Source organism: Shewanella sp. SR43-4 (genome assembly GCF_014163845.1).
Lineage (GTDB): Bacteria > Pseudomonadota > Gammaproteobacteria > Enterobacterales > Shewanellaceae > Shewanella > Shewanella vesiculosa.
The window spans coordinates 66,378-85,329 of sequence record NZ_JACJEB010000004.1 but is presented as its reverse complement, the minus strand read 5'-3'; the positions used below and the strand labels follow the sequence as shown (position 1 = coordinate 85,329).

At 42.2% G+C, this 18,952-nt stretch carries 15 protein-coding genes and 1 pseudogene; 5 read left to right on the top strand and 11 right to left on the bottom strand.

The features are described from left to right. The first annotated feature begins 146 nt into the window (after positions 1-146). Complete coding sequence (locus H5123_RS05630; RefSeq protein WP_259395594.1) at positions 147-1,082, top strand: hypothetical protein; 936 nt, start codon at positions 147-149, stop codon at positions 1,080-1,082. Positions 1,083-1,139: 57 nt separating this feature from the next. On the opposite strand, the gene H5123_RS05625 is transcribed toward H5123_RS05630, so the two are convergent. The 9 genes from H5123_RS05625 to aroA form a co-directional block, all read right to left on the bottom strand. Next, entirely contained in the window at positions 1,140-1,691 is a 552-nt protein-coding gene (locus H5123_RS05625) for a DUF2058 domain-containing protein (protein ID WP_124014771.1), read from the bottom strand. A 27-nt stretch (positions 1,692-1,718) separates the two neighbouring features. Beyond that, on the bottom strand, positions 1,719-2,546 hold the full coding sequence (locus tag H5123_RS05620; RefSeq protein ID WP_124014770.1) for an SDR family oxidoreductase: 828 nt from the start codon (positions 2,544-2,546) through the stop codon (positions 1,719-1,721). Between the two features lie 97 nt (positions 2,547-2,643). Continuing rightward, on the bottom strand, positions 2,644-3,342 hold the full coding sequence (pyrF, locus tag H5123_RS05615) for an orotidine-5'-phosphate decarboxylase (protein ID WP_124014769.1): 699 nt from the start codon (positions 3,340-3,342) through the stop codon (positions 2,644-2,646). 66 nt (positions 3,343-3,408) lie between these two features. After that, positions 3,409-4,569: a lipopolysaccharide assembly protein LapB gene (gene lapB / locus H5123_RS05610; protein WP_124014768.1), complete on the bottom strand. Its 1,161-nt coding sequence runs from the start codon at positions 4,567-4,569 to the stop codon at positions 3,409-3,411. A 1-nt stretch (position 4,570) separates the two neighbouring features. Then, positions 4,571-4,867, bottom strand: coding sequence for a LapA family protein (locus tag H5123_RS05605; RefSeq protein ID WP_273058137.1), 297 nt, complete (start codon positions 4,865-4,867; stop codon positions 4,571-4,573). A gap of 122 nt (positions 4,868-4,989) precedes the next feature. Continuing rightward, entirely contained in the window at positions 4,990-5,277 is a 288-nt protein-coding gene (gene ihfB, locus H5123_RS05600; protein WP_124014766.1) for an integration host factor subunit beta, read from the bottom strand. A 77-nt stretch (positions 5,278-5,354) separates the two neighbouring features. Then, complete coding sequence (gene rpsA / locus H5123_RS05595; RefSeq protein ID WP_124014765.1) at positions 5,355-7,022, bottom strand: 30S ribosomal protein S1; 1,668 nt, start codon at positions 7,020-7,022, stop codon at positions 5,355-5,357. A gap of 114 nt (positions 7,023-7,136) precedes the next feature. After that, positions 7,137-7,826 (bottom strand): (d)CMP kinase, encoded by a 690-nt coding sequence (gene cmk, locus H5123_RS05590; protein ID WP_124014764.1) that lies wholly within the window; start codon positions 7,824-7,826, stop codon positions 7,137-7,139. Between the two features lie 180 nt (positions 7,827-8,006). Beyond that, positions 8,007-9,287 carry a 3-phosphoshikimate 1-carboxyvinyltransferase gene (gene aroA, locus H5123_RS05585; RefSeq protein ID WP_182697289.1) on the bottom strand — a complete coding sequence of 427 codons (1,281 nt, stop codon included), beginning with the start codon at positions 9,285-9,287 and terminating at the stop codon, positions 8,007-8,009. A 490-nt stretch (positions 9,288-9,777) separates the two neighbouring features. On the opposite strand from aroA, the gene H5123_RS05580 reads away from it, so the two are divergent. The 3 genes and pseudogenes from H5123_RS05580 to H5123_RS20835 all read left to right on the top strand — a co-directional run. After that, complete coding sequence (locus H5123_RS05580; RefSeq protein WP_182697288.1) at positions 9,778-10,968, top strand: amino acid aminotransferase; 1,191 nt, start codon at positions 9,778-9,780, stop codon at positions 10,966-10,968. A gap of 648 nt (positions 10,969-11,616) precedes the next feature. Beyond that, entirely contained in the window at positions 11,617-12,978 is a 1,362-nt protein-coding gene (locus tag H5123_RS05575; protein ID WP_182697287.1) for an aromatic amino acid transport family protein, read from the top strand. A gap of 486 nt (positions 12,979-13,464) precedes the next feature. Continuing rightward, positions 13,465-13,635 (top strand): annotated as a pseudogene (locus H5123_RS20835) (hypothetical protein); the annotation flags it as partial. 151 nt (positions 13,636-13,786) lie between these two features. Here the strand turns inward: H5123_RS20835 and serC are convergent. Continuing rightward, entirely contained in the window at positions 13,787-14,878 is a 1,092-nt protein-coding gene (serC, locus tag H5123_RS05570; RefSeq protein WP_182697286.1) for a 3-phosphoserine/phosphohydroxythreonine transaminase, read from the bottom strand. Between the two features lie 169 nt (positions 14,879-15,047). Then, on the bottom strand, positions 15,048-17,783 hold the full coding sequence (gene gyrA, locus H5123_RS05565) for a DNA gyrase subunit A (protein WP_182697285.1): 2,736 nt from the start codon (positions 17,781-17,783) through the stop codon (positions 15,048-15,050). Between the two features lie 387 nt (positions 17,784-18,170). On the opposite strand from gyrA, the gene ubiG reads away from it, so the two are divergent. After that, the gene (gene ubiG, locus H5123_RS05560) at positions 18,171-18,893 is read left to right on the top strand and encodes a bifunctional 2-polyprenyl-6-hydroxyphenol methylase/3-demethylubiquinol 3-O-methyltransferase UbiG (protein ID WP_182697284.1); all 723 of its coding nucleotides are present in this window, start codon (positions 18,171-18,173) and stop codon (positions 18,891-18,893) included. Positions 18,894-18,952 lie beyond the last annotated feature (59 nt).

Sequence of the window (18,952 nt, the reverse complement as noted above, 5' to 3'; positions counted from 1 at the left end):
CAACCCAATAGGGTTTCAATGAGTTACAATTGGTCGAACGCTGATTGGGTGAGCAACTTATTTGATTAACAACTATGGTGTGTTTAAAGCACATTGTTCACCACAATAAACAGACCTTAGCATTAGATAATAGCAAGTGACACTTTATGCATACTCGCAATGACTCGCAGGCCTCATCACCGATTTTATCTGAATACTTTCAGCAAGTAACAGTTATTGGTAATGCAAGTGGTGATTGGCAACCCGCTCAAATTGGACATACTTTCATCTTTAATGGCACTCAACATGAAGCCGATAAAGTGATTAATATTTGTAATGGGCCTTATGCTGGCTCACATTATGCTTTTGTGGTCAGTAATAGCCCGGATAACGATCAATTAGTGTCACTGCTTACCGAAGTAGGCGAAACTCTCGAGGTGCAGTTAACCTGTTGGCCATCATCAGGACTGGTGACTATTTTATTAATGTCCCTAATGGCACAACAGGTCAATGTACAGCGGATGTCTTTATTACCCTCTTTAGCCAGACCTGATGACATGCCGGCGAATGAGTATTTACCCTGCATGGTGCATAATTGGTTAGGCGAACGTCGTATCGCCTTAGGATTACAGCTCACCAGCCATAATATTCAGTGGCCAGCGTTATTTCTCGATGATGCATCTCCCCTTTTGCCGCAGGATAACGAACCCGTTGATATTAATCCATTTGAAGTATTACTGAGTGATGCGGTCCGTCGCCGGCAAAATAAGCTATTAAGTCCAGACAATACCGACCCACAATTTAAGGTGGCGCAACGCTTAGCCCTGCAAGTCAGCTCGGATACACCAGATAATCTTGAGGTGCAATATGCGTTACTCGCCGCATTAAGTAACTTACCTAGTGTGCAATGGTTAACCTACGCCAATCAAAGCGACTTAATCTTGGCTGAGTCGTTGTTTTATAATCAATACCCAGACAGCCAAGCCAGTTATTGGTACCTAATTGATTATCAAGCATCACAATACTTAGACACTATCCGCCATCACCTTGCTTATTGTCAGCAAGTCATAGCATTAACGGCCAAGCAGGCTAATGCAGACTAGTAAATACCACACAAAAAACGCCTCTATTTAGAGGCGTTTTTTGTTAATGATTAATAATTACCACATTAAATCGTCTGGAATTGCGTAGTCGGCATATGGATCATCAGCGCCGCTTACCTGCGCCACAGAATCTTTAGCCGCTTTATCCCACAAATAACCACACCACTGCGGCACAAGTAACTTCACTCGTTCAGCAAGCTTATGCGGCACTATGTAGCTTTTATCTTCATGACGGATGATACCTAAGGTGCCATTTAATAAATCAGCTTGAATTTTGTCGGTGATGTAAACCGAATAAATTTTGTTTTCTAAGGTGTAGTTGAATTTCAGCTCTGCATCTCTAGAAACGGTAATGGCAAATTTAGCAAACTCGCTGATTAAGCCACGGACTTGTCCTTTTTCAGTTGCTGCGGCAAAGCGCTGCTCATTTAAGGCTTTATCTTTTTTGGCTTGCGCTAATTTTTGCTCAGCAATCTGTTGCTTGAGCGCTGAACTGCCGTCATCTACCTTTGATTTTTTATCACGACGCTTTTGGGTTTTAACGTCGCGCACTTTTTGTTTACTGGCAAGACCTGCTTTAAGCAATTGATCTTGTAATGCATTGGCCATGTTATATACCTTTAATTTTATCGATTTTTATAAACCGTGCTTCGCAGCTATGTCACCTAATTCGGTCATTGCAATACTGGCGCCACCTAATGACCAACCGCCATCAACGGGTAATACTACGCCGGTAATATATGATGCCATATCTGATGCGAGGAATAAGGCAGCGTTAGCAATGTCCTGACCCTGGCCATTACGTTTCAACGGCACGCTATTTGCCACCCGTTGCTGTAACTCATCAGTGGGGGCTAAACGGTTAAAGCCTTCAGTATCGGCTATAGGCCCTGGCACAATAGAGTTAATTCTAATGCCTTCAACGCCCCACTCTAACGCTAATGTGCGAGTGAGCATATCGACACCGGCTTTAGCGGCGCAAACATGCACTTGCAATGGCATGGCGATATAAGCTTGTGGCGCAGAAATTTGAATAATGCTGCCATTTGGACGAGATAACAATGGATAAGCATGTTTCAATACTTGAAAGCTGCCAATTAAATCAATATCGATAACCGATTTAAAACCATTAGGAGACAATTTTGCCGCACTGGCAGGGAAATTACCTGCAGCACCACTGATCAACACATCAATGTGCCCATAAGTGGAAGCAATTTTATCAAACCCAAGGGTTAACGCATCGTTGTCGCGCACATCAAAACTCACCCCTAAATGAATAGCATTTGGATTAGCTTGATTGAGTAATTCAACGGCGGCATTGACCTTATCAACACTGCGACTGGCAACGGTAACATTGGCGCCAGCTTTTGCAAATTGAATCGCAACTTGAAGATTAATGCCAGAGGTACCACCCACCACGACAACATTTTTAGCCGTGTAATCAAACCTTGTATTATCAGACATAGTCATCCTTTATTTCTGTGTGATTGCTTGATGTTGATAAGTGTACTTTGCTGGCATCATTGCTAGATAATATCTCTGTTTCAATAATGCCTTTACATCAAACATGTAGCGATTGATAAATAGCCTTGAGCGCCGCTAAGGGATCGGCAGCTTGAGTGATTGGGCGACCGATCACCAAATAATCAGACCCAGCAGCAATGGCTTGTGGAGGCGTCATCACCCGATGTTGATCACCGGCATCACTGCCAGCCGGTCTTATCCCAGGGGTCACTAAGGTAAAGTCTTGGCCAAATGATGATTTTAGTAATTTAGCTTCTTGAGCTGAGCATACCACCCCGTCTAAACCAGCTTGATGAGTCAGCTTAGCTAAGCGCAGTACATGTTCAAATGCTGGCACATTGATACCCAGTAAGGCTAAGTCTTCATCTGACATTGAGGTTAATACGGTAACCGCAATCAGTAGTGGTGCTTCTTTACCAAATGGTATTAGTGCTTTTTTAGCGGCCTGCATCATAGCAAGTCCACCACTGGCATGCACATTAGTCATCCACACGCCTAAATCAGCAGCAGCGGCAACGGCTTTGGCAACTGTGTTGGGAATATCATGAAATTTCAAATCAAGGAATAAATCAAAGTTTCGGCTGTGAATATCATTAACTAACTCAGGCCCAAATAAGGTAAACATTTCTTTGCCAATTTTTAACCGACATATCTCTGGGTCGAGTTTATCAATAAAGGTCAATGCGTCATGTTTATTGTCATAGTCGAGGGCGACTACAATTGATTTCTCAGTCATTGGAACTCCAGCGGTAATATGGTGTTACTGCATTAATTATAGGGTTGGTATTTTACGATGGCCACGTTATTCACCATCTAGGCCTTTTATCCGCTTGATACTGCCCCATTGTTTGCATGATGGACAATGCCAATACAAACCGTGAGAAGGAAAACCACAAGCAGTACAGCGATAACTTGGGCGGAATTTAATTTGTTGTTCAACAAGTTGCTCAAGCATAGATAAACTTTGCTTAGCTTGACCATCTTCAGCTTGTTGAATGTGTAACTTCATTAAATGCTGAAAACCTTTCATAGTTGGATGACGATATAAATTATCCAGCATCATGGTTTCAGCACTTTGATGTTGATCTAGGCTTATTTTGTGCTCAGCTAACGCCACCACTACACTTGCTCCGGCGCCATCGGCAATGGCTTTGGCGAGTAGTTCGTGAAAACCATTAGGATCTTGTGTGTCGCGATAAACTTGTTTTGCTATTGAAACGCCATCGGCAAATAAATCAATATCAGCCACTTTCAGCTCTTGTAACGCGTGCTTACATAAGTCAACTTGGCCAGCATCAAGATAAATCTTGGCGAGAGTTAACCAAGCTCGACCACATTGAGCATCTTGCTTAATGGCTTGTTGCAGCTTTTTGATTTTATCTGTTTCATTATGAGCTTCATCAGCTAGCTGGCAATAAAAATGGGCTGTGGTGCGCTTAAGCACTTGCTGACGTTTACGAGGAAGACGCTTAGTGATATCGATGGCACTTTGCCATTCTTTAGTCACTTGATAGATTAATAACAGCTGAGTTTCGGCTTCTTCACTGTGATCATCTTGGCTGACCAAGTTAATAAAAATTTCTTCGGCGCGGTCATAAAACCCAGCAGCCATATAATCTTTACCTAACTCCATCATCGCAATATCGCGCTGCTCATTGGTTAAGCTCGGTCTGGCAATCAAGTTTTGATGGATACGAATGGAACGATCCACTTCACCTCTTTTACGGAATAACGAACCTAACGATAAATGAGTGTCGATGGTTTCGTCATCGACATCTAGCATGCTGATGAATAAATCAACCGCTTTATCAGACTCGTTAGACAGTAAAAAGTTAAGCCCAGTAAAATAATCTCGGCTTAATTTTTTACTCTGCTGGCTATCGCTATGACGAATACTGCGTCGTCCCATATACCATCCATAACCGGCAGCGATAGGTAATAACAAGAACAAGATTTCTAGCATACTAGACAGCTTGATCCTTAGGCATTACAGCAACACTTGTTGCATCTGCAGCAGTGAGCTTTTTAAGGGCTTTATTGCTTTTACGCAACGCCAGCTTTAGCTTGACGATATGGTAACTTGCAAATATCCAGCTGATAATAAACCCGCTGAAAAATACCACGGCAAGCACAATAGGTAATCGATATTGCCCTTCAGCAATAAAGTAGCTTAAGGTGACAACTTGCTCATTTTTAGCACCAAATAATAATGCTAAAACAAACAATAGCCCAACTAGTACAACGACAATAAATGATCTCACGCTATTCTCCATGAAGGTGCATCAATATAATGATTATCCAAGAAATTTACTGGGCTGACCAGCACTGACTGCCATTAGATACAAAAAAGCCTCCAAGAGGAGGCTTTTTATTAAAGCGTTAATCAAGGATTAACAGCATCGACACGTTCGCGCAGTTCTTTACCCGGCTTAAAGTGTGGAACATACTTGCCTTCCAAATCAACTGAGGTACCAGTTTTTGGGTTACGGCCAGTACGTGGCGCACGATAGTGAAGTGAAAAACTACCAAATCCACGGATTTCTATACGATCACCGCTTTCTAATGTTGTTGCCATTTGCTCCAACATCTCTTTGATTGCACTTTCCACTTCTTTCGCCGACAGTTGCGACTGCCTAGTGGCGAGTTTTTCGATAAGTTCAGATTTTGTCATCTTAGCTATCCCATATTATCAAGCCAAACACAGTCGCCTAATGGGGACCACGTCCCCATACAACAGACGATTTTCGATTACTTACGAGCTGCTTTGAATGCTTCAGCCATTGCGCTGCTCATTACAACTTCGTCTTGCTTGTTCAAAGTAGCGATCGCTTCTTTCTGTTCAGCTTCATCTTTCGCTTTGATAGATAAGCTGATAGAACGGTTCTTACGATCTACGCCCATGAACTTAGCTTCGATAGCATCACCTACTGAGTATACAGTAGATGCATCTTCGATGCGGTCTGCTGAAATATCAGCTACACGAATGTAACCTTCAACAGTTTCTGCTAGTTCAACTGTAACACCTTTTGCGTCAACAGCAGAAACAGTACCGTGAACTACGGTGCCTTTCTTCTTGTCAGCTAAGTATGCGTTGAATGGATCGTCTTCAGTTTGCTTAACACCTAAACTGATGCGCTCACGCTCTGGGTCTACTGAAAGCACTACAGCGTGGATTTCATCGCCTTTCTTGTATTCAGAAACTGCGTCTTCGCCAGTACCGTTCCAAGAAATGTCAGATAAGTGAACAAGACCATCGATTCCACCGTCAAGACCGATAAAGATACCGAAGTCAGTGATTGACTTGATCTTACCAGATACTTTGTCGCCTTTGTTGTAACGAGTTGCGAAGTCATCCCATGGGTTAACTTTACACTGTTTCAGGCCTAGAGAAATACGACGACGCTCTTCATCGATGTCTAGTACTAACACTTCAACTTCATCACCTAAGTTAACAACTTTAGATGGGTGAATGTTCTTGTTAGTCCAATCCATTTCAGAAACGTGTACTAAACCTTCAACGCCTTCTTCGATTTCGACGAAGCAACCGTAGTCAGTTAAGTTTGTTACGCGACCAGTTAGCTTAGTGCTTTCTGGGTAGCGCTTGCTGATTTCTAACCATGGATCTTCGCCAAGTTGCTTAAGACCTAGTGATACGCGAGTACGCTCACGGTCATACTTAAGTACTTTAACGTTGATTTCGTCACCAACATTAACGATTTCAGATGGGTGCTTAACGCGTTTCCAAGCCATATCAGTGATATGTAAAAGACCGTCAACACCACCTAAGTCTACGAATGCACCGTAGTCAGTAAGGTTTTTAACGATACCTTTAACAGCTTGGCCTTCTTGTAGATTCTCAAGAAGAGTATCACGTTCTGCACTGCTTTCAGATTCGATAACAGCACGACGAGAAACAACAACGTTGTTACGCTTCTGGTCAAGCTTGATAACTTTGAATTCTAATTCTTTGAACTCTAAGTGAGCGGTGTCGCGAACTGGGCGCACGTCAACTAGAGAACCTGGTAAGAAGGCACGGATACCGTTTAATTCAACAGTGAAACCACCTTTAACTTTACCATTGATGATACCGATTACAGTTTCAGCATCTTCGTACGCTTTTTCTAGAACGATCCAAGCTTCATGACGCTTAGCTTTTTCGCGAGACAATTGAGTCTCACCGAAGCCATCTTCAACAGAGTCAAGGGCTACGTCAACTTCATCACCTACTTGGATTTCTAAAACGCCTTGTGCGTTTTTGAATTCGTCAGCATTGATTGGGCTTTCAGACTTAAGGCCTGCGTCAACAAGTACCATACCGTTTTCGATGGCAACAACTGTACCACGAACGATAGAACCTGGACGGAACTCTAGGGTTTGAAGGGATTGTTCAAATAGATCAGCAAAAGATTCAGTCATGTTTTAGGTTACTTTCATTAAATAAACCACCATCCATCCTAGATGTGGAGTCTAGTAATATTATTCGTGTCATCCTTAACACGAATACCTACTGCACAGTAATCGACAATTCGGTTACGCAACAGTAATTTTTTGTCTAACGTACTCAAGCACTTGCTTCAATACATCTTCAATGCCTATGCCGCTTGTATCAATGACAAGTGCATCTTCAGCTGGGACCAGCGGCGAAGCGGCGCGATTGATATCACGGTCGTCTCGTTCAATAATTTCAGCTAAAAGGCGGTCGATTTTAACATCGAAGCCCTTGTCCTGCAACTGATTATAGCGTCTTTGCGCTCGTTCTTCGGCAGACGCTGTTAAAAATATTTTTACCGGGGCTTTTGAAAAAACTACGGTGCCCATGTCACGTCCATCAGCAACCAGACCTGGCGCGGCACTAAAAGCCCGTTGACGACGCAATAATGCCTCACGTACCCGTGGGAGCGCCGCGACTTTAGAGGCTGCATTAGAGCATTCTTGAGTACGAATGGTCGTGGTAACGTCTTCACCTTCAAGAATCACTTTAATGGCATCAATGTCGGTGCCAGTTAAAAATTGGACATCAAGGTGAGCAGCTAATAAGGTAAGTGCTTCTTCGTTTTCTAGCTCAACGTCATGATGAATAGCGGCTAAGGCTAAAACACGATAAATCGCCCCGCTATCTAATAAATGCCATCCTAAATGTTGTGCCAATAATTGGCATATTGTGCCTTTCCCTGCACCGCTAGGGCCATCTACTGTGATCACTGGAGATCGTTCTGACATAGTTTCCTCCGAAAATAATCTATCGTCCCTGAAAAAGATAAAGGGTTCATCAAAATAAGCGCGCGCATTGTATAACAAAAAAATGTTAATTACTGATGAATTTTCGGTTATTAAAACCAAGATCGCTCTTTTATATTGCAAGACAACATAAAAGAGCAAGTGACAATCTGGTTAGGTGGATTATTTTGCTAGACGAGCAAATTGCGCAAAATAATCTGGAAATGTCTTAGATGTGCAGTCTGGATCGTTAATGGTGATACCGCTGTCAGCAAAAGCCATCATTGAAAAGCACATGGCCATCCGATGATCGTTATAGGTATCAATCGCTGCGGTATTTAATATCGCTGGCGGCGTGATAGTAATGTAATCATAACCTTCATCAACAATCGCACCCACTTTACGTAATTCAGTCGCCATCGCCGCTAAACGATCGGTTTCTTTAATGCGCCAGTTATAAATATTAGTCAGTTTTGTGGTGCCTGTGGCAAATAAAGCCGCAGTGGCTATGGTCATGGCGGCATCAGGTATGTGGTTCATGTCCATTTCAATGGCGCTAAGAGTGGATTTTCTAGCAATAATAAAATCATCGCCCCACTCTATATCGGCACCCATTTGGGCTAATGCATCAGCAAACTTAACATCGCCTTGAATACTTAAGCGGCCAACACCAGTGACCTTCACTTCACCGCCTTGGATAGCGCCAGCAGCGAGGAAGTAAGATGCCGATGAAGCATCACCTTCTACCAGTACTTTACCTGGTGAGACATATTGCTGACCGGCCTTAATTTCGAAACGTTGATATTGATGATTGAGCACTTCGACACCAAACTGCTTCATTAGTGCAATGGTGATATCAATATAAGGTTTAGAAACAAGCTCACCCTTAATATTAATGTTGACGCTGTCTTTGGTCAGTGGCGCGACCATGAGTAATGCGGTTAAAAATTGACTTGATAAATCACCGGCAATGTCAACATCACCGCCATTTAAGCCTGTTGCCTTAATCGTTAATGGTGGGAAACCATCATTTTTCAGATAGGTGACATCAGCGCCTAATTGACGCAGCGCATCGACCAAATCGCCAATTGGACGCTCCTCCATACGAGGCTCACCGGTTAAGGTAAATTCGCCATGACCTAATGTCAGTGCGGCACATAATGGACGCATTGCTGTACCAGCATTACCAAGAAATAAACTCTGTGCATTTACAGATGAAATTGCGCCCCCTAAACCGGTCAGTTCACAAACAGTATTATTGTCAGACAATTGGTAATGCACACCTAACTGCTTTAATGATGCCAACATATAACGAATGTCATCAGAGTCGAGCAAGTTAGTCAGAGTGGTTTTACCCTGTGCTAAAGTTGCCAATAATAACGCGCGGTTAGAAATGCTCTTGGAGCCAGGAATGTTAATTTCGCCATTCATGCGGGTAATGTGGTCTAGACGCAATTGTTTCATTAATACTCTTCTTAGTGTTGCACTCATTAAACGTCGATAGACCGATATATGAGTAAAAGGCTTAGCCGGAGAAATAAACGTGACATTGTTAATGTAATATGGAGCGGTGCACATTTTACAAATACATGTCACTGGCAATGTTTCGGTACAGTTTACTAATAATTTACTAAATAATTCTTCGTAGCCCTACGTTACTGATTGTCAGCAAGGATTCAACCGTTATTTTGTGTTTTAGGTGACTTTTATACTCAAGTTGAATTTATTTACTATTAAGTCGGTATTGAGGAGGTCATTGCGAGCATAATAATGCTTGTTTCAGTTGTCAGCCATTGTTGCCAAAATTCACTAATTACGCTTTTCTAATATCCCATCACAGTATATTTAGCAGTTCTTTATTGATGTAAATCACGTTATGCTAAAGACCATAATATGTATCTTGTTAGCTTATTTCGCCCTAATGCCTGTAAATTTAAAATAAGAAGGTCTATTCATGTTCAATTCATTAACCGCGTTGCCTGCCGATCCCATTTTAGGCCTATTGACTCAATACCGCGAAGATAATCACCCAAATAAAGTCGATTTAGGTGTTGGCGTATATAAAGATCCTCTTGGTCATACACCTATTCTAGATTGTGTAAAAGCGGCTGAAAAAATTCGTTTAGACACAGAAACAACCAAAGTGTACATAGGCCCAACAGGCTCAGCATCATTCAATCAACTTATGGGTGAATTAGCGTTTGGTGCCAGTCACAGCGCATTACTCGCTAACCGCGTTCGAACAGTGTCAACGCCTGGCGGAACCGGTTCTCTGCGCGTTGCAGCTGACTTTATTAAACGTTGTAATCCTAACGCCGTGTTATGGGTAAGCGACCCAACGTGGGCAAATCATACGGGATTATTTGAAGCGGCTGGCATTACAGTTAAAACCTATCCGTACTATGACTACGACAGCAAAACCCTTAAATTTGATCAAATGCTGGCAACCTTAAATAGCATTGGAAAAGATGACGTGGTGCTTTTACATGCTTGTTGTCATAACCCAAGCGGCATGGATTTAACCACAGAGCAATGGGATGAAGTGGTTAAGGTTACTGTTAAGCAAGGCTTTACGCCATTAATTGATATGGCTTATCAAGGTTTTGGTGACGGCGTAGATGAAGATGCTTACGGCGTACGCCAAATGGCTGCGGCCGTTGAAAGCATGATTTTATGCAGTTCTTGCTCGAAAAACTTTGGTTTGTATCGCGAACGTATTGGCGCTTGCTCCATTGTGGCTAAGAACAGCGCCACTGCAGATATTACCCAATCGGTATTGTTATATGTAGTACGCTGTCTTTATTCTATGCCGCCAGCACATGGTGCGGCGATTGTTGAAACCATTTTAGGCACCCCAGCCCTGAAGCAGCAATGGTTGGACGAACTAAAGGTCATGCGTGATCGCATTAATGGTAATCGTGCCATTTTAGTCGACAAGCTTAAAGCCAATGGCGTTGATCGCGACTTTAGTTTTATCGCTCGTCAAAAAGGCATGTTTTCATTCTTGGGGGTTAATCCTGAGCAGGTAGCCATACTTAAACAGCAATACAGCGTTTACATGGTAGGTTCAAGCCGCATCAGTATTGCCGGTATCAGTGAAACTAATGTGGATTATTTAGCTAAATCTATCGCAGCAGTATTGTAACTAAACCCTATTGTCATCAAGGTGCGTTGAAGCCACATTACCTCATCAAAAAGGTCGCATATTGCGACCTTTTTTAAGCCTGTTAAACCAGCCTAAATATATTTACCCATAAGCATCGACTGGTTTGATAGCATCTGCTCCCATCTTTTATCATTTTCTCCTGCAAGCCATATTACTAGTGTTTATTTTTGAATCTCAACAGTGCCATCCCGCGATACCATCAATGAGTGATGAGTGCTTGCTGCGGCAAGATTAGTAACTGCACTGTTAAATCTATACATGAGGGTTGTAGATAAATTGAAAATGCTTGTGATGTTTGATTTACCATCATCGGGATACAGCTCCCAATTCATGAACCTTATTAACATTTCGACTTGGTAACTATTTAATTCCTCGAAAAAAGATATAGTCTGGCGCTGAATTTAACCTAACATCAACTCGGGAAATGTAAGGCCAATAACAAGAGTCAGCCTATTTCATATTGAACTTGTCATTTGGTTTACTAACACGACACAGTCTTTTATTACTGGCTCAGACAATAGCGGATCTATTGCAAGTCAATGCAGCACAGTTAGCGAAACAAAGGACTGTTCGATATCCGTTTATGACCCCGAGTTAAGATTAATCTACCTTAAAGGTAAGTCAGTTATGCAAAATGAAGCCGTAAGTGTACAAGATATCCCCGAGTCGACCGTTGTTTCAAGTACGAGGTGGTCGCGCCAAGATACGACCTGGATGTTAAGCCTGTTTGGCACAGCCGTCGGGGCAGGTATTTTATTTTTACCAATCAATGCCGGAATGGGCGGATTTTGGCCACTCGTGTTTATGGCAGTGATAATAGGCCCGATGACCTATTTTGCTCATCGTGGTTTATCGCGTTTCCTGTGTTCTTCAGCCATTCCTGGTAGTGACATCACCCAAGTAGTAGAAGAACATTTTGGTATTGGCGCAGGTAAAGCCATAACCTGGCTATATTTTTTAGCCATTTTCCCAATAGTGTTAATCTACGGTGTGGGAATAACCAATACTGTTGATAGTTTTATTATTAATCAATTAGGCATGTTTACCGACGTACCAAGATCCATGCTGGATGGAACGCCTATGCTGACTGAAGCAGGCGTGCAAGTTGTTGATAAAATCAGTGGTATTCCGCGCTGGTTACTTTCAGGATCACTAATCTTATGCATGATGTCTGTGATGGTCGCGGGTGAAAAATTTATGCTCTCGGTGACACGACTTTTAGTCTATCCATTAGTTGCGATCCTCGCCTTCATGTCATTGTATCTCATACCAGACTGGAAGTTTGATGCACTGATGGATGTGCCTTCACCCACTAATTTCTTGGGCACTGTTTGGTTAACCATACCAGTATTGGTGTTTGCCTTTAACCATTCACCTGCTATCTCTCAGTTTTCGGTGTCACTAAAAAAACAACACGGTGTCAATGCCTCGAAAAAGGCGGACGCGATCCTACGCAATACAGCCATTATGCTAGTGGGATTTGTAATGTTATTCGTGTTCTCTTGCGTGCTGTCGTTAACACCGGCGCAGTTGTTAGAAGCAAAGGCTGATAACCTGCCAATCTTGTCTTATCTTGCCAACGTGCACGAAAGTGGCTTTATCAGCTATTTTGCTCCTGTGATTGCTTTCATCGCTATTATTTCATCTTTCTTCGGTCACTATATGGGTGCCACTGAGGGTTTGAAAGGCATTATCACTAAGCAACTGCCTAATAGCAGCAAGCCAGCCAATAGCAAAACATTAGACAAATGTATTTTAGGATTTATGTTTTTCACTATTTGGGGCGTAGCGATTATCAATCCAAGTATTTTGGGTATGATTGAAGCACTTGGCGGCCCGGTGATTGCAGCAATTCTGTATCTCATGCCAATGTATGCGATACACAAGGTACCAGCATTAAAAGCCTACCGTGGTCGAGTAAGCAACATATTCGTCGTTATTACTGGTTTATTGTCTATGACGGCCATTCTATTTGGTTTACTGAGTTAAATAAGATAATTCGAGCGGGCTCAGCCCCGCTCGAATTATTCATTGAGGCAGAGTGATATCTAAAAACTCAGGCGAACGGCGCGATAGAAAGTCAGCAAGCATTGATAGTAAATACGCTATTCAATGCCAAATTCTCCACGGCCGGCTCAACGCGTGCTAACGCAACAGTAAACATAAAGAGGTGATTGCCGGAAATAATAATCCAAAAAACGAGTGTTATCCTTCAGCATATATTGTTATAACTTTATCAAAAAAACGAGAAGTCGCTCAACCCCTTACTAGCATGATCTGGCTACGATTAAAGGCATATCACCTCCTGCCTCGAGTTAATGCTGTTAATGTTTTTTTACCAATTCCCAAAAAATGTCTGCATTTGATGCCCAGTTTGAAGCACAAACAATAGCCTTGGCACCAATAAGCTTTTAAGTAGCCCGTTACTTAAGTCAATTTGGCTTACTCGCAAAAGTTGATGACACCGGAAACGAAGGTATTAAGCTAATTCAATTTACTCAAGATTTTAAATTGTCTGAATATGCCATTCATGTATTGCTCGATATGGGATTAAGTATGAGCGTTTTTGGGTGTAAGGATGAGCGTTATCGACTCGATAAAACCGGCTATTTTTACTTCATGATGATATGGCATTCAAGAACCTAAACTTCGTCGATGATGTTTGCTATCAAGGTTTGTTTGATCAGCAATGAAGCGTTGAAATACACCTATATCGATGACATAAAAAAAGCGAATGCTGTTTGGCATTCGCTTTTTTCATTATTAAGCCGAACTTACGATAAATAAGCGGTTCGAATTAACTGTGCTTTACAGCAAAGTTATTCATAAAATCAACTAACGCTTGCACACCCGCTAACGGCATGGCGTTATAAATACTGGCACGCATACCACCAACAATACGGTGCCCTTTTAACGCGACTAAACCGGCCTGCTCTGCTTGGGCTAAAAACTCACTGTCTAAAGCATCGTTCACTAATTGAAAAGTAACGTTCATACGTGAACGATTTTGTGGCGCAACACCATTTTTATAAAATGGATTATTGTCGATACACTCATACAGTAACTTCGCTTTTTGCTGGTTTATCTCTGCCATGGCACTCACGCCGCCATTAGCCTGCAACCAAGCAAATACTTCAGAAGCTAAATACCAGGCAAACGTTGGAGGGGTGTTAAACATTGAACCGTATTCAACCGCGACACGATAATCCATTATTGAAGACTGCGGTAAACTTGGTAATTTGAGCATATCGTCACGCACAATAACAATCGACAACCCCGATGGGCCGATATTCTTTTGCGCGCCGGCATAAATAAGTCCGTATTTACTGACATCAATTTCATGCGACATGATAGTGGATGACAAGTCAGCAACTATCGGCCACGGACAAGTAAACTCTTCAAAAATTTCAATACCGTCAACGGTTTCGTTTGAGCAATAATGTACATAACGATAGTCTTTATCGATTGCATGTAAGTCAGGTAATGTCACCTGATTAAGGCCATTGACTTGCTCAACAATATTAATGCTGTCGATACTGTGCTCACCGGCTAGCTTCTGCGCTTCTGTTACCGCAGAAGATGACCATTGACCGCTGACCAAATACAGCGCCCGACCATTATCACCCAAGAAATTATTGACTACGTTAGAAAATTGCGCCCGGCCGCCACCATGCATAAACAACACATGATAGTTTTTAGGTATGTTCATTAACTTACGCAGTGTGACTTCTGCTTGTTCGGTCAGGGCAATAAACTCTTTACTGCGATGACTGATTTCCATCACGGAGACGCCAAGGCCATTCCAATCGATTAATTCCTGTTGTGCTTTTTGCATTACAGCTTGAGGTAACATAGCAGGACCCGCACAGAAATTATAAATCGCGCTCACAGACAACTCCTTGAATCAGTTTTTAATACACACATAAGACTATTAATACTAAGGACTTTAGCATCAATTGAATAGACTTTTATCAGCCTATTTTGATGAATTATTTTCCGTAAAATAAAACGAGCGCCATAAGGCGCTCGTTATTGATGTTACAAAGTAAACGTTCAGGTTAGTCCTGTTCGTCGCTCTCTACATCACTTTGTCCGTCACTCTCTACGTCAGACTCAGTAGACTCAGCCGCATCAAGGTCAATAGCGTCACCTTCGATAATGTCCGCAGGTGGAATAACATTGCCTTCTGCGTCTAACAACTCTTCGGTTTGAATCTCTTCAATACGCTGCAAACCAACGACTTTCTCGTCTTCTGCGGTACGAATGATCGTCACACCTTGAGTGTTACGACCAATAATAGATACACCTTCTGCAGGAGTACGCACTAAGGTGCCTTTATTACTGATCAGCATAATTTCGTCAAAAGTACCTACTTGAACGGCACCAACAACTTCACCATTACGCTCACTGACTTTAATCGATACCACACCTTTAGTGCCACGGCTCTTCGCTGGGTATTCACTCAGCTCAGTACGCTTACCATAACCATTTTCGGTTACGGTTAAGATAGCGCCGTCACCTTTAGGCACAATTAACGACACCACTTTTTGGCCAGCATCAAGCTTAATGCCACGAACACCCGTTGCAGTACGGCCCATAGGGCGCAATGCAATCACTTCTTCGCCAGTTTCAGCATCAATCTTCACTTCACCGGTTTCAGAATCACGCGCTTTCTCATTAAAGCGAACCACTTTACCTTCGTTAGAGAACAACATAATGTCGTCACTACCTTCAGTAATATCAACGCCAATTAATTGGTCGCCGTCTTTTAGGTTCACAGCAATAATGCCGTTTGCACGAGGGTTACTGTACGCCGTTAATGCTGTTTTCTTAACGGTACCGTGTGCTGTAGCCATAATGATAAACTTATCATCAGCATACTCACGTACCGGTAGAATGGCAGTAATGTGCTCACCGTCAGAAAGTGGTAATAAGTTAACAATTGGACGACCACGGGCAGTACGACTGGCCAAAGGTAATTGATACACTTTTAACCAATACATTTTACCAAAGTCAGAGAAACATAAGATGGTGTCATGGGTGTTCGCCACCAATAACTTCTCAACAAAGTCTTCATCTTTTACTTTAGTTGCCGCTTTGCCTTTACCACCACGACGCTGCGCTTGGTAGTCGGACAATACTTGGTATTTTGCATAACCTAAGTGAGACAAGGTTACTACAACGTCTTCTTCATTGATTAAGTCTTCAAGACTCATATCAATTTCGTTAGCGTTGATAATCGTACGACGCTCATCACCGTATTGCTCAAGAATTTCTTCTAGCTCTTCTTTAATCACTTCCATCAAGCGTGATGGATTACGAAGAATGAATAACAGGCCTGCGATAAGTACTAATAGCTCTTCATACTCAGCTAAAATTTTATCGTGCTCAAGACCGGTTAAACGGTGTAAACGTAACTCGAGAATAGCTTGTGCTTGTTGCTCAGTTAAATAGTACTGACCATCGCGAATACCATACTCTGGCTCTAACCATTCTGGACGAGCTGCATCGTCACCCGCTTTTTCAAGCATGCCTTGTACATGGCCTAACTCCCAACCTTGTGCGACTAATTTAGCTTTAGCTTCAGCCGGTGTAGGCGAGGCTTTAATCAGTGCAATGATCGGATCGATGTTAGCCAGTGCAATAGCAAGTGCTTCAAGGATGTGGGCGCGTTCGCGGGCTTTGCGTAATTCAAATACTGTACGACGGGTAACTACTTCACGACGGTGAAGAATAAAACACTCAAGCATTTCTTTAAGGTTAAACAATTTAGGCTGACCATTGGTCAATGCCACCATGTTAATACCAAAAGAACACTGCATTTGTGTTTGAGCATATAAGTTGTTTAATACAACCTCACCCACTTCACCGCGTTTGATTTCAATAACAATACGCATACCGTCTTTATCAGACTCGTCGCGTAGGCCACTGATACCTTCTAATTTTTTATCTTTAACAAGTTCAGCGATTTTTTCAATCAAACGCGCCTTGTTAACTTGATATGGAATTTCATGAACAATAATACGTTCACGACCATTCTCTTCCGTTTCGATTTCCGCTTTAGAACGCATGATCGCGCGACCGCGGCCGGTGTTGTACGCATCAATAATACCTTTGCGGCCATTAATCGATGCTGCCGTTGGAAAATCTGGACCTGGAATGTATTCCATTAACTGTTCAATCGATAAGCTTGGGTCTTCGATTAACGCCAAACAGCCTTTGACCACTTCAGTTAAATTGTGTGGTGGAATATTGGTGGCCATACCAACCGCAATACCCGATGAACCGTTAATTAATAGGTTCGGTACGCGTGTTGGTAACACCGCAGGGATCATCTCAGTGCCATCGTAGTTAGGCACAAAATCCACAGTTTCTTTTTCAAGGTCGGCTAATAATGAATGCGCCAACTTTTGCATGCGGATTTCGGTATAACGCATCGCAGCTGCAGAGTCACCGTCGACAGAACCAAAGTTTCCTTGTCCATCAACTAAGGTGTAACGTAGCGAGAATGGTTGCGCCATACGTACAATAGTATCGTATACAGCTGTGTCACCATGTGGGTGATACTTACCAATTACGTCACCAACGACACGAGCGGATTTTTTATATGGTTTGTTCCAATCGTTTTTTAATTCGCTCATTGCGAACAAAACCCGACGGTGAACAGGTTTTAACCCATCACGAACGTCAGGCAATGCACGACCTACAATTACGCTCATGGCATAATCAAGGTAAGAATTCTTAAGTTCGTCTTCGATGTTAATTGGCGAAATAGATGATGCCAGATCAGTCATAAACTGCGCGTTCCTCTAAAGTGAGCTGACAATAAAACTTCCATATTATTATCTAGCTTAAAAACGTGATTTGGCATTCTAACACAGATAATTAATGTCGCCAGAACAAAGACCTGTCAAATGCTCTATGACTCTTAAAAATGATAAAAAAGCTAATATATTCAGCGAATTTATATTATTGGCACATGAATATAGGTTGATAAATAAGTCATAATCAAAGCCAATTTGCTGATGCTTTAAGCAGTTAAGAGCACAATTTTACAATTAAGCTGGCTTAAGTGGATGTTTTATGAGCAAGTGTGAACAAGCCAAGCCATTGTTGACTACTATTCACAAAGGTTATCGTTATAATAGCCTTCATACTTTATTAGACACTTAGGTTAAGTTATGTCACACGCTGAACAATCGACACCCAATGTTGATCCGCAAGAGATCGCAAAATTTGAAGCCATGGCACAAACATGGTGGGATCTCAATGGCGAGTTCAAGCCATTGCACTTACTTAATCCACTGCGTTTAAACTACATTGATCAAACCGCTGGCGGTATTTTCGATAAGAAAGTGCTTGATGTCGGCTGTGGCGGTGGCATTTTGTCAGAAAGTATGGCTCGCCTGGGTGCACACGTTGATGGTATTGACATGGGAACTGAACCACTTGAAGTGGCAAAACTGCATGCATTAGATTCTGGGGTAGCGGTTAACTATCTTAAAACTACCGCCGAAGCACACCGCGATACGCACCGCGAGCAATACGATGTAGTAACCTGTATGGAAATGCTTGAGCATGTACCGGATCCACAATCGGTAATTCAAGCATGTTGTGACATGGTAAAACCCAATGGTTTTGTGTTTATCTCGACGATTAACCGCAATATGATGTCATACCTTAAAACCATAATCGGCGCTGAATATCTATTAAAAATGCTTCCAATTGGCACCCACGATCACAGTAAATTTATTCGCCCATCTGAACTGATGGCATTAGTCGATAACACCGATTTATTGTGCAGAGATGCATTAGGTATTACCTACAATCCTCTATCAGGTGTATTTAAGTACACCAAGAGTGTCGATGTTAACTATATGATAGCCACACAAAAAATAGACTAGCCAGCCTATGTTTTTCACTGTTGCAACAGTGAAAAACATAAATGAAGCCTAATAGCGTT

Coding starts and splice junctions, on each gene's coding strand:
- H5123_RS05625 (WP_124014771.1), bottom strand. CDS start 1,691: ATGGCCAATGCATTACAAGATCAATTGCTTAAAGCAGGTCTTGCCAGT.
- H5123_RS05580 (WP_182697288.1), top strand. CDS start 9,778: ATGTTCAATTCATTAACCGCGTTGCCTGCCGATCCCATTTTAGGCCTA.
- H5123_RS05630 (WP_259395594.1), top strand. CDS start 147: ATGCATACTCGCAATGACTCGCAGGCCTCATCACCGATTTTATCTGAA.
- pyrF (WP_124014769.1), bottom strand. CDS start 3,342: ATGACTGAGAAATCAATTGTAGTCGCCCTCGACTATGACAATAAACAT.
- H5123_RS05575 (WP_182697287.1), top strand. CDS start 11,617: ATGCAAAATGAAGCCGTAAGTGTACAAGATATCCCCGAGTCGACCGTT.
- cmk (WP_124014764.1), bottom strand. CDS start 7,826: ATGTCAGAACGATCTCCAGTGATCACAGTAGATGGCCCTAGCGGTGCA.
- H5123_RS05620 (WP_124014770.1), bottom strand. CDS start 2,546: ATGTCTGATAATACAAGGTTTGATTACACGGCTAAAAATGTTGTCGTG.
- ubiG (WP_182697284.1), top strand. CDS start 18,171: ATGTCACACGCTGAACAATCGACACCCAATGTTGATCCGCAAGAGATC.
- lapB (WP_124014768.1), bottom strand. CDS start 4,569: ATGCTAGAAATCTTGTTCTTGTTATTACCTATCGCTGCCGGTTATGGA.
- ihfB (WP_124014766.1), bottom strand. CDS start 5,277: ATGACAAAATCTGAACTTATCGAAAAACTCGCCACTAGGCAGTCGCAA.
- rpsA (WP_124014765.1), bottom strand. CDS start 7,022: ATGACTGAATCTTTTGCTGATCTATTTGAACAATCCCTTCAAACCCTA.
- gyrA (WP_182697285.1), bottom strand. CDS start 17,783: ATGACTGATCTGGCATCATCTATTTCGCCAATTAACATCGAAGACGAA.
- aroA (WP_182697289.1), bottom strand. CDS start 9,287: ATGAAACAATTGCGTCTAGACCACATTACCCGCATGAATGGCGAAATT.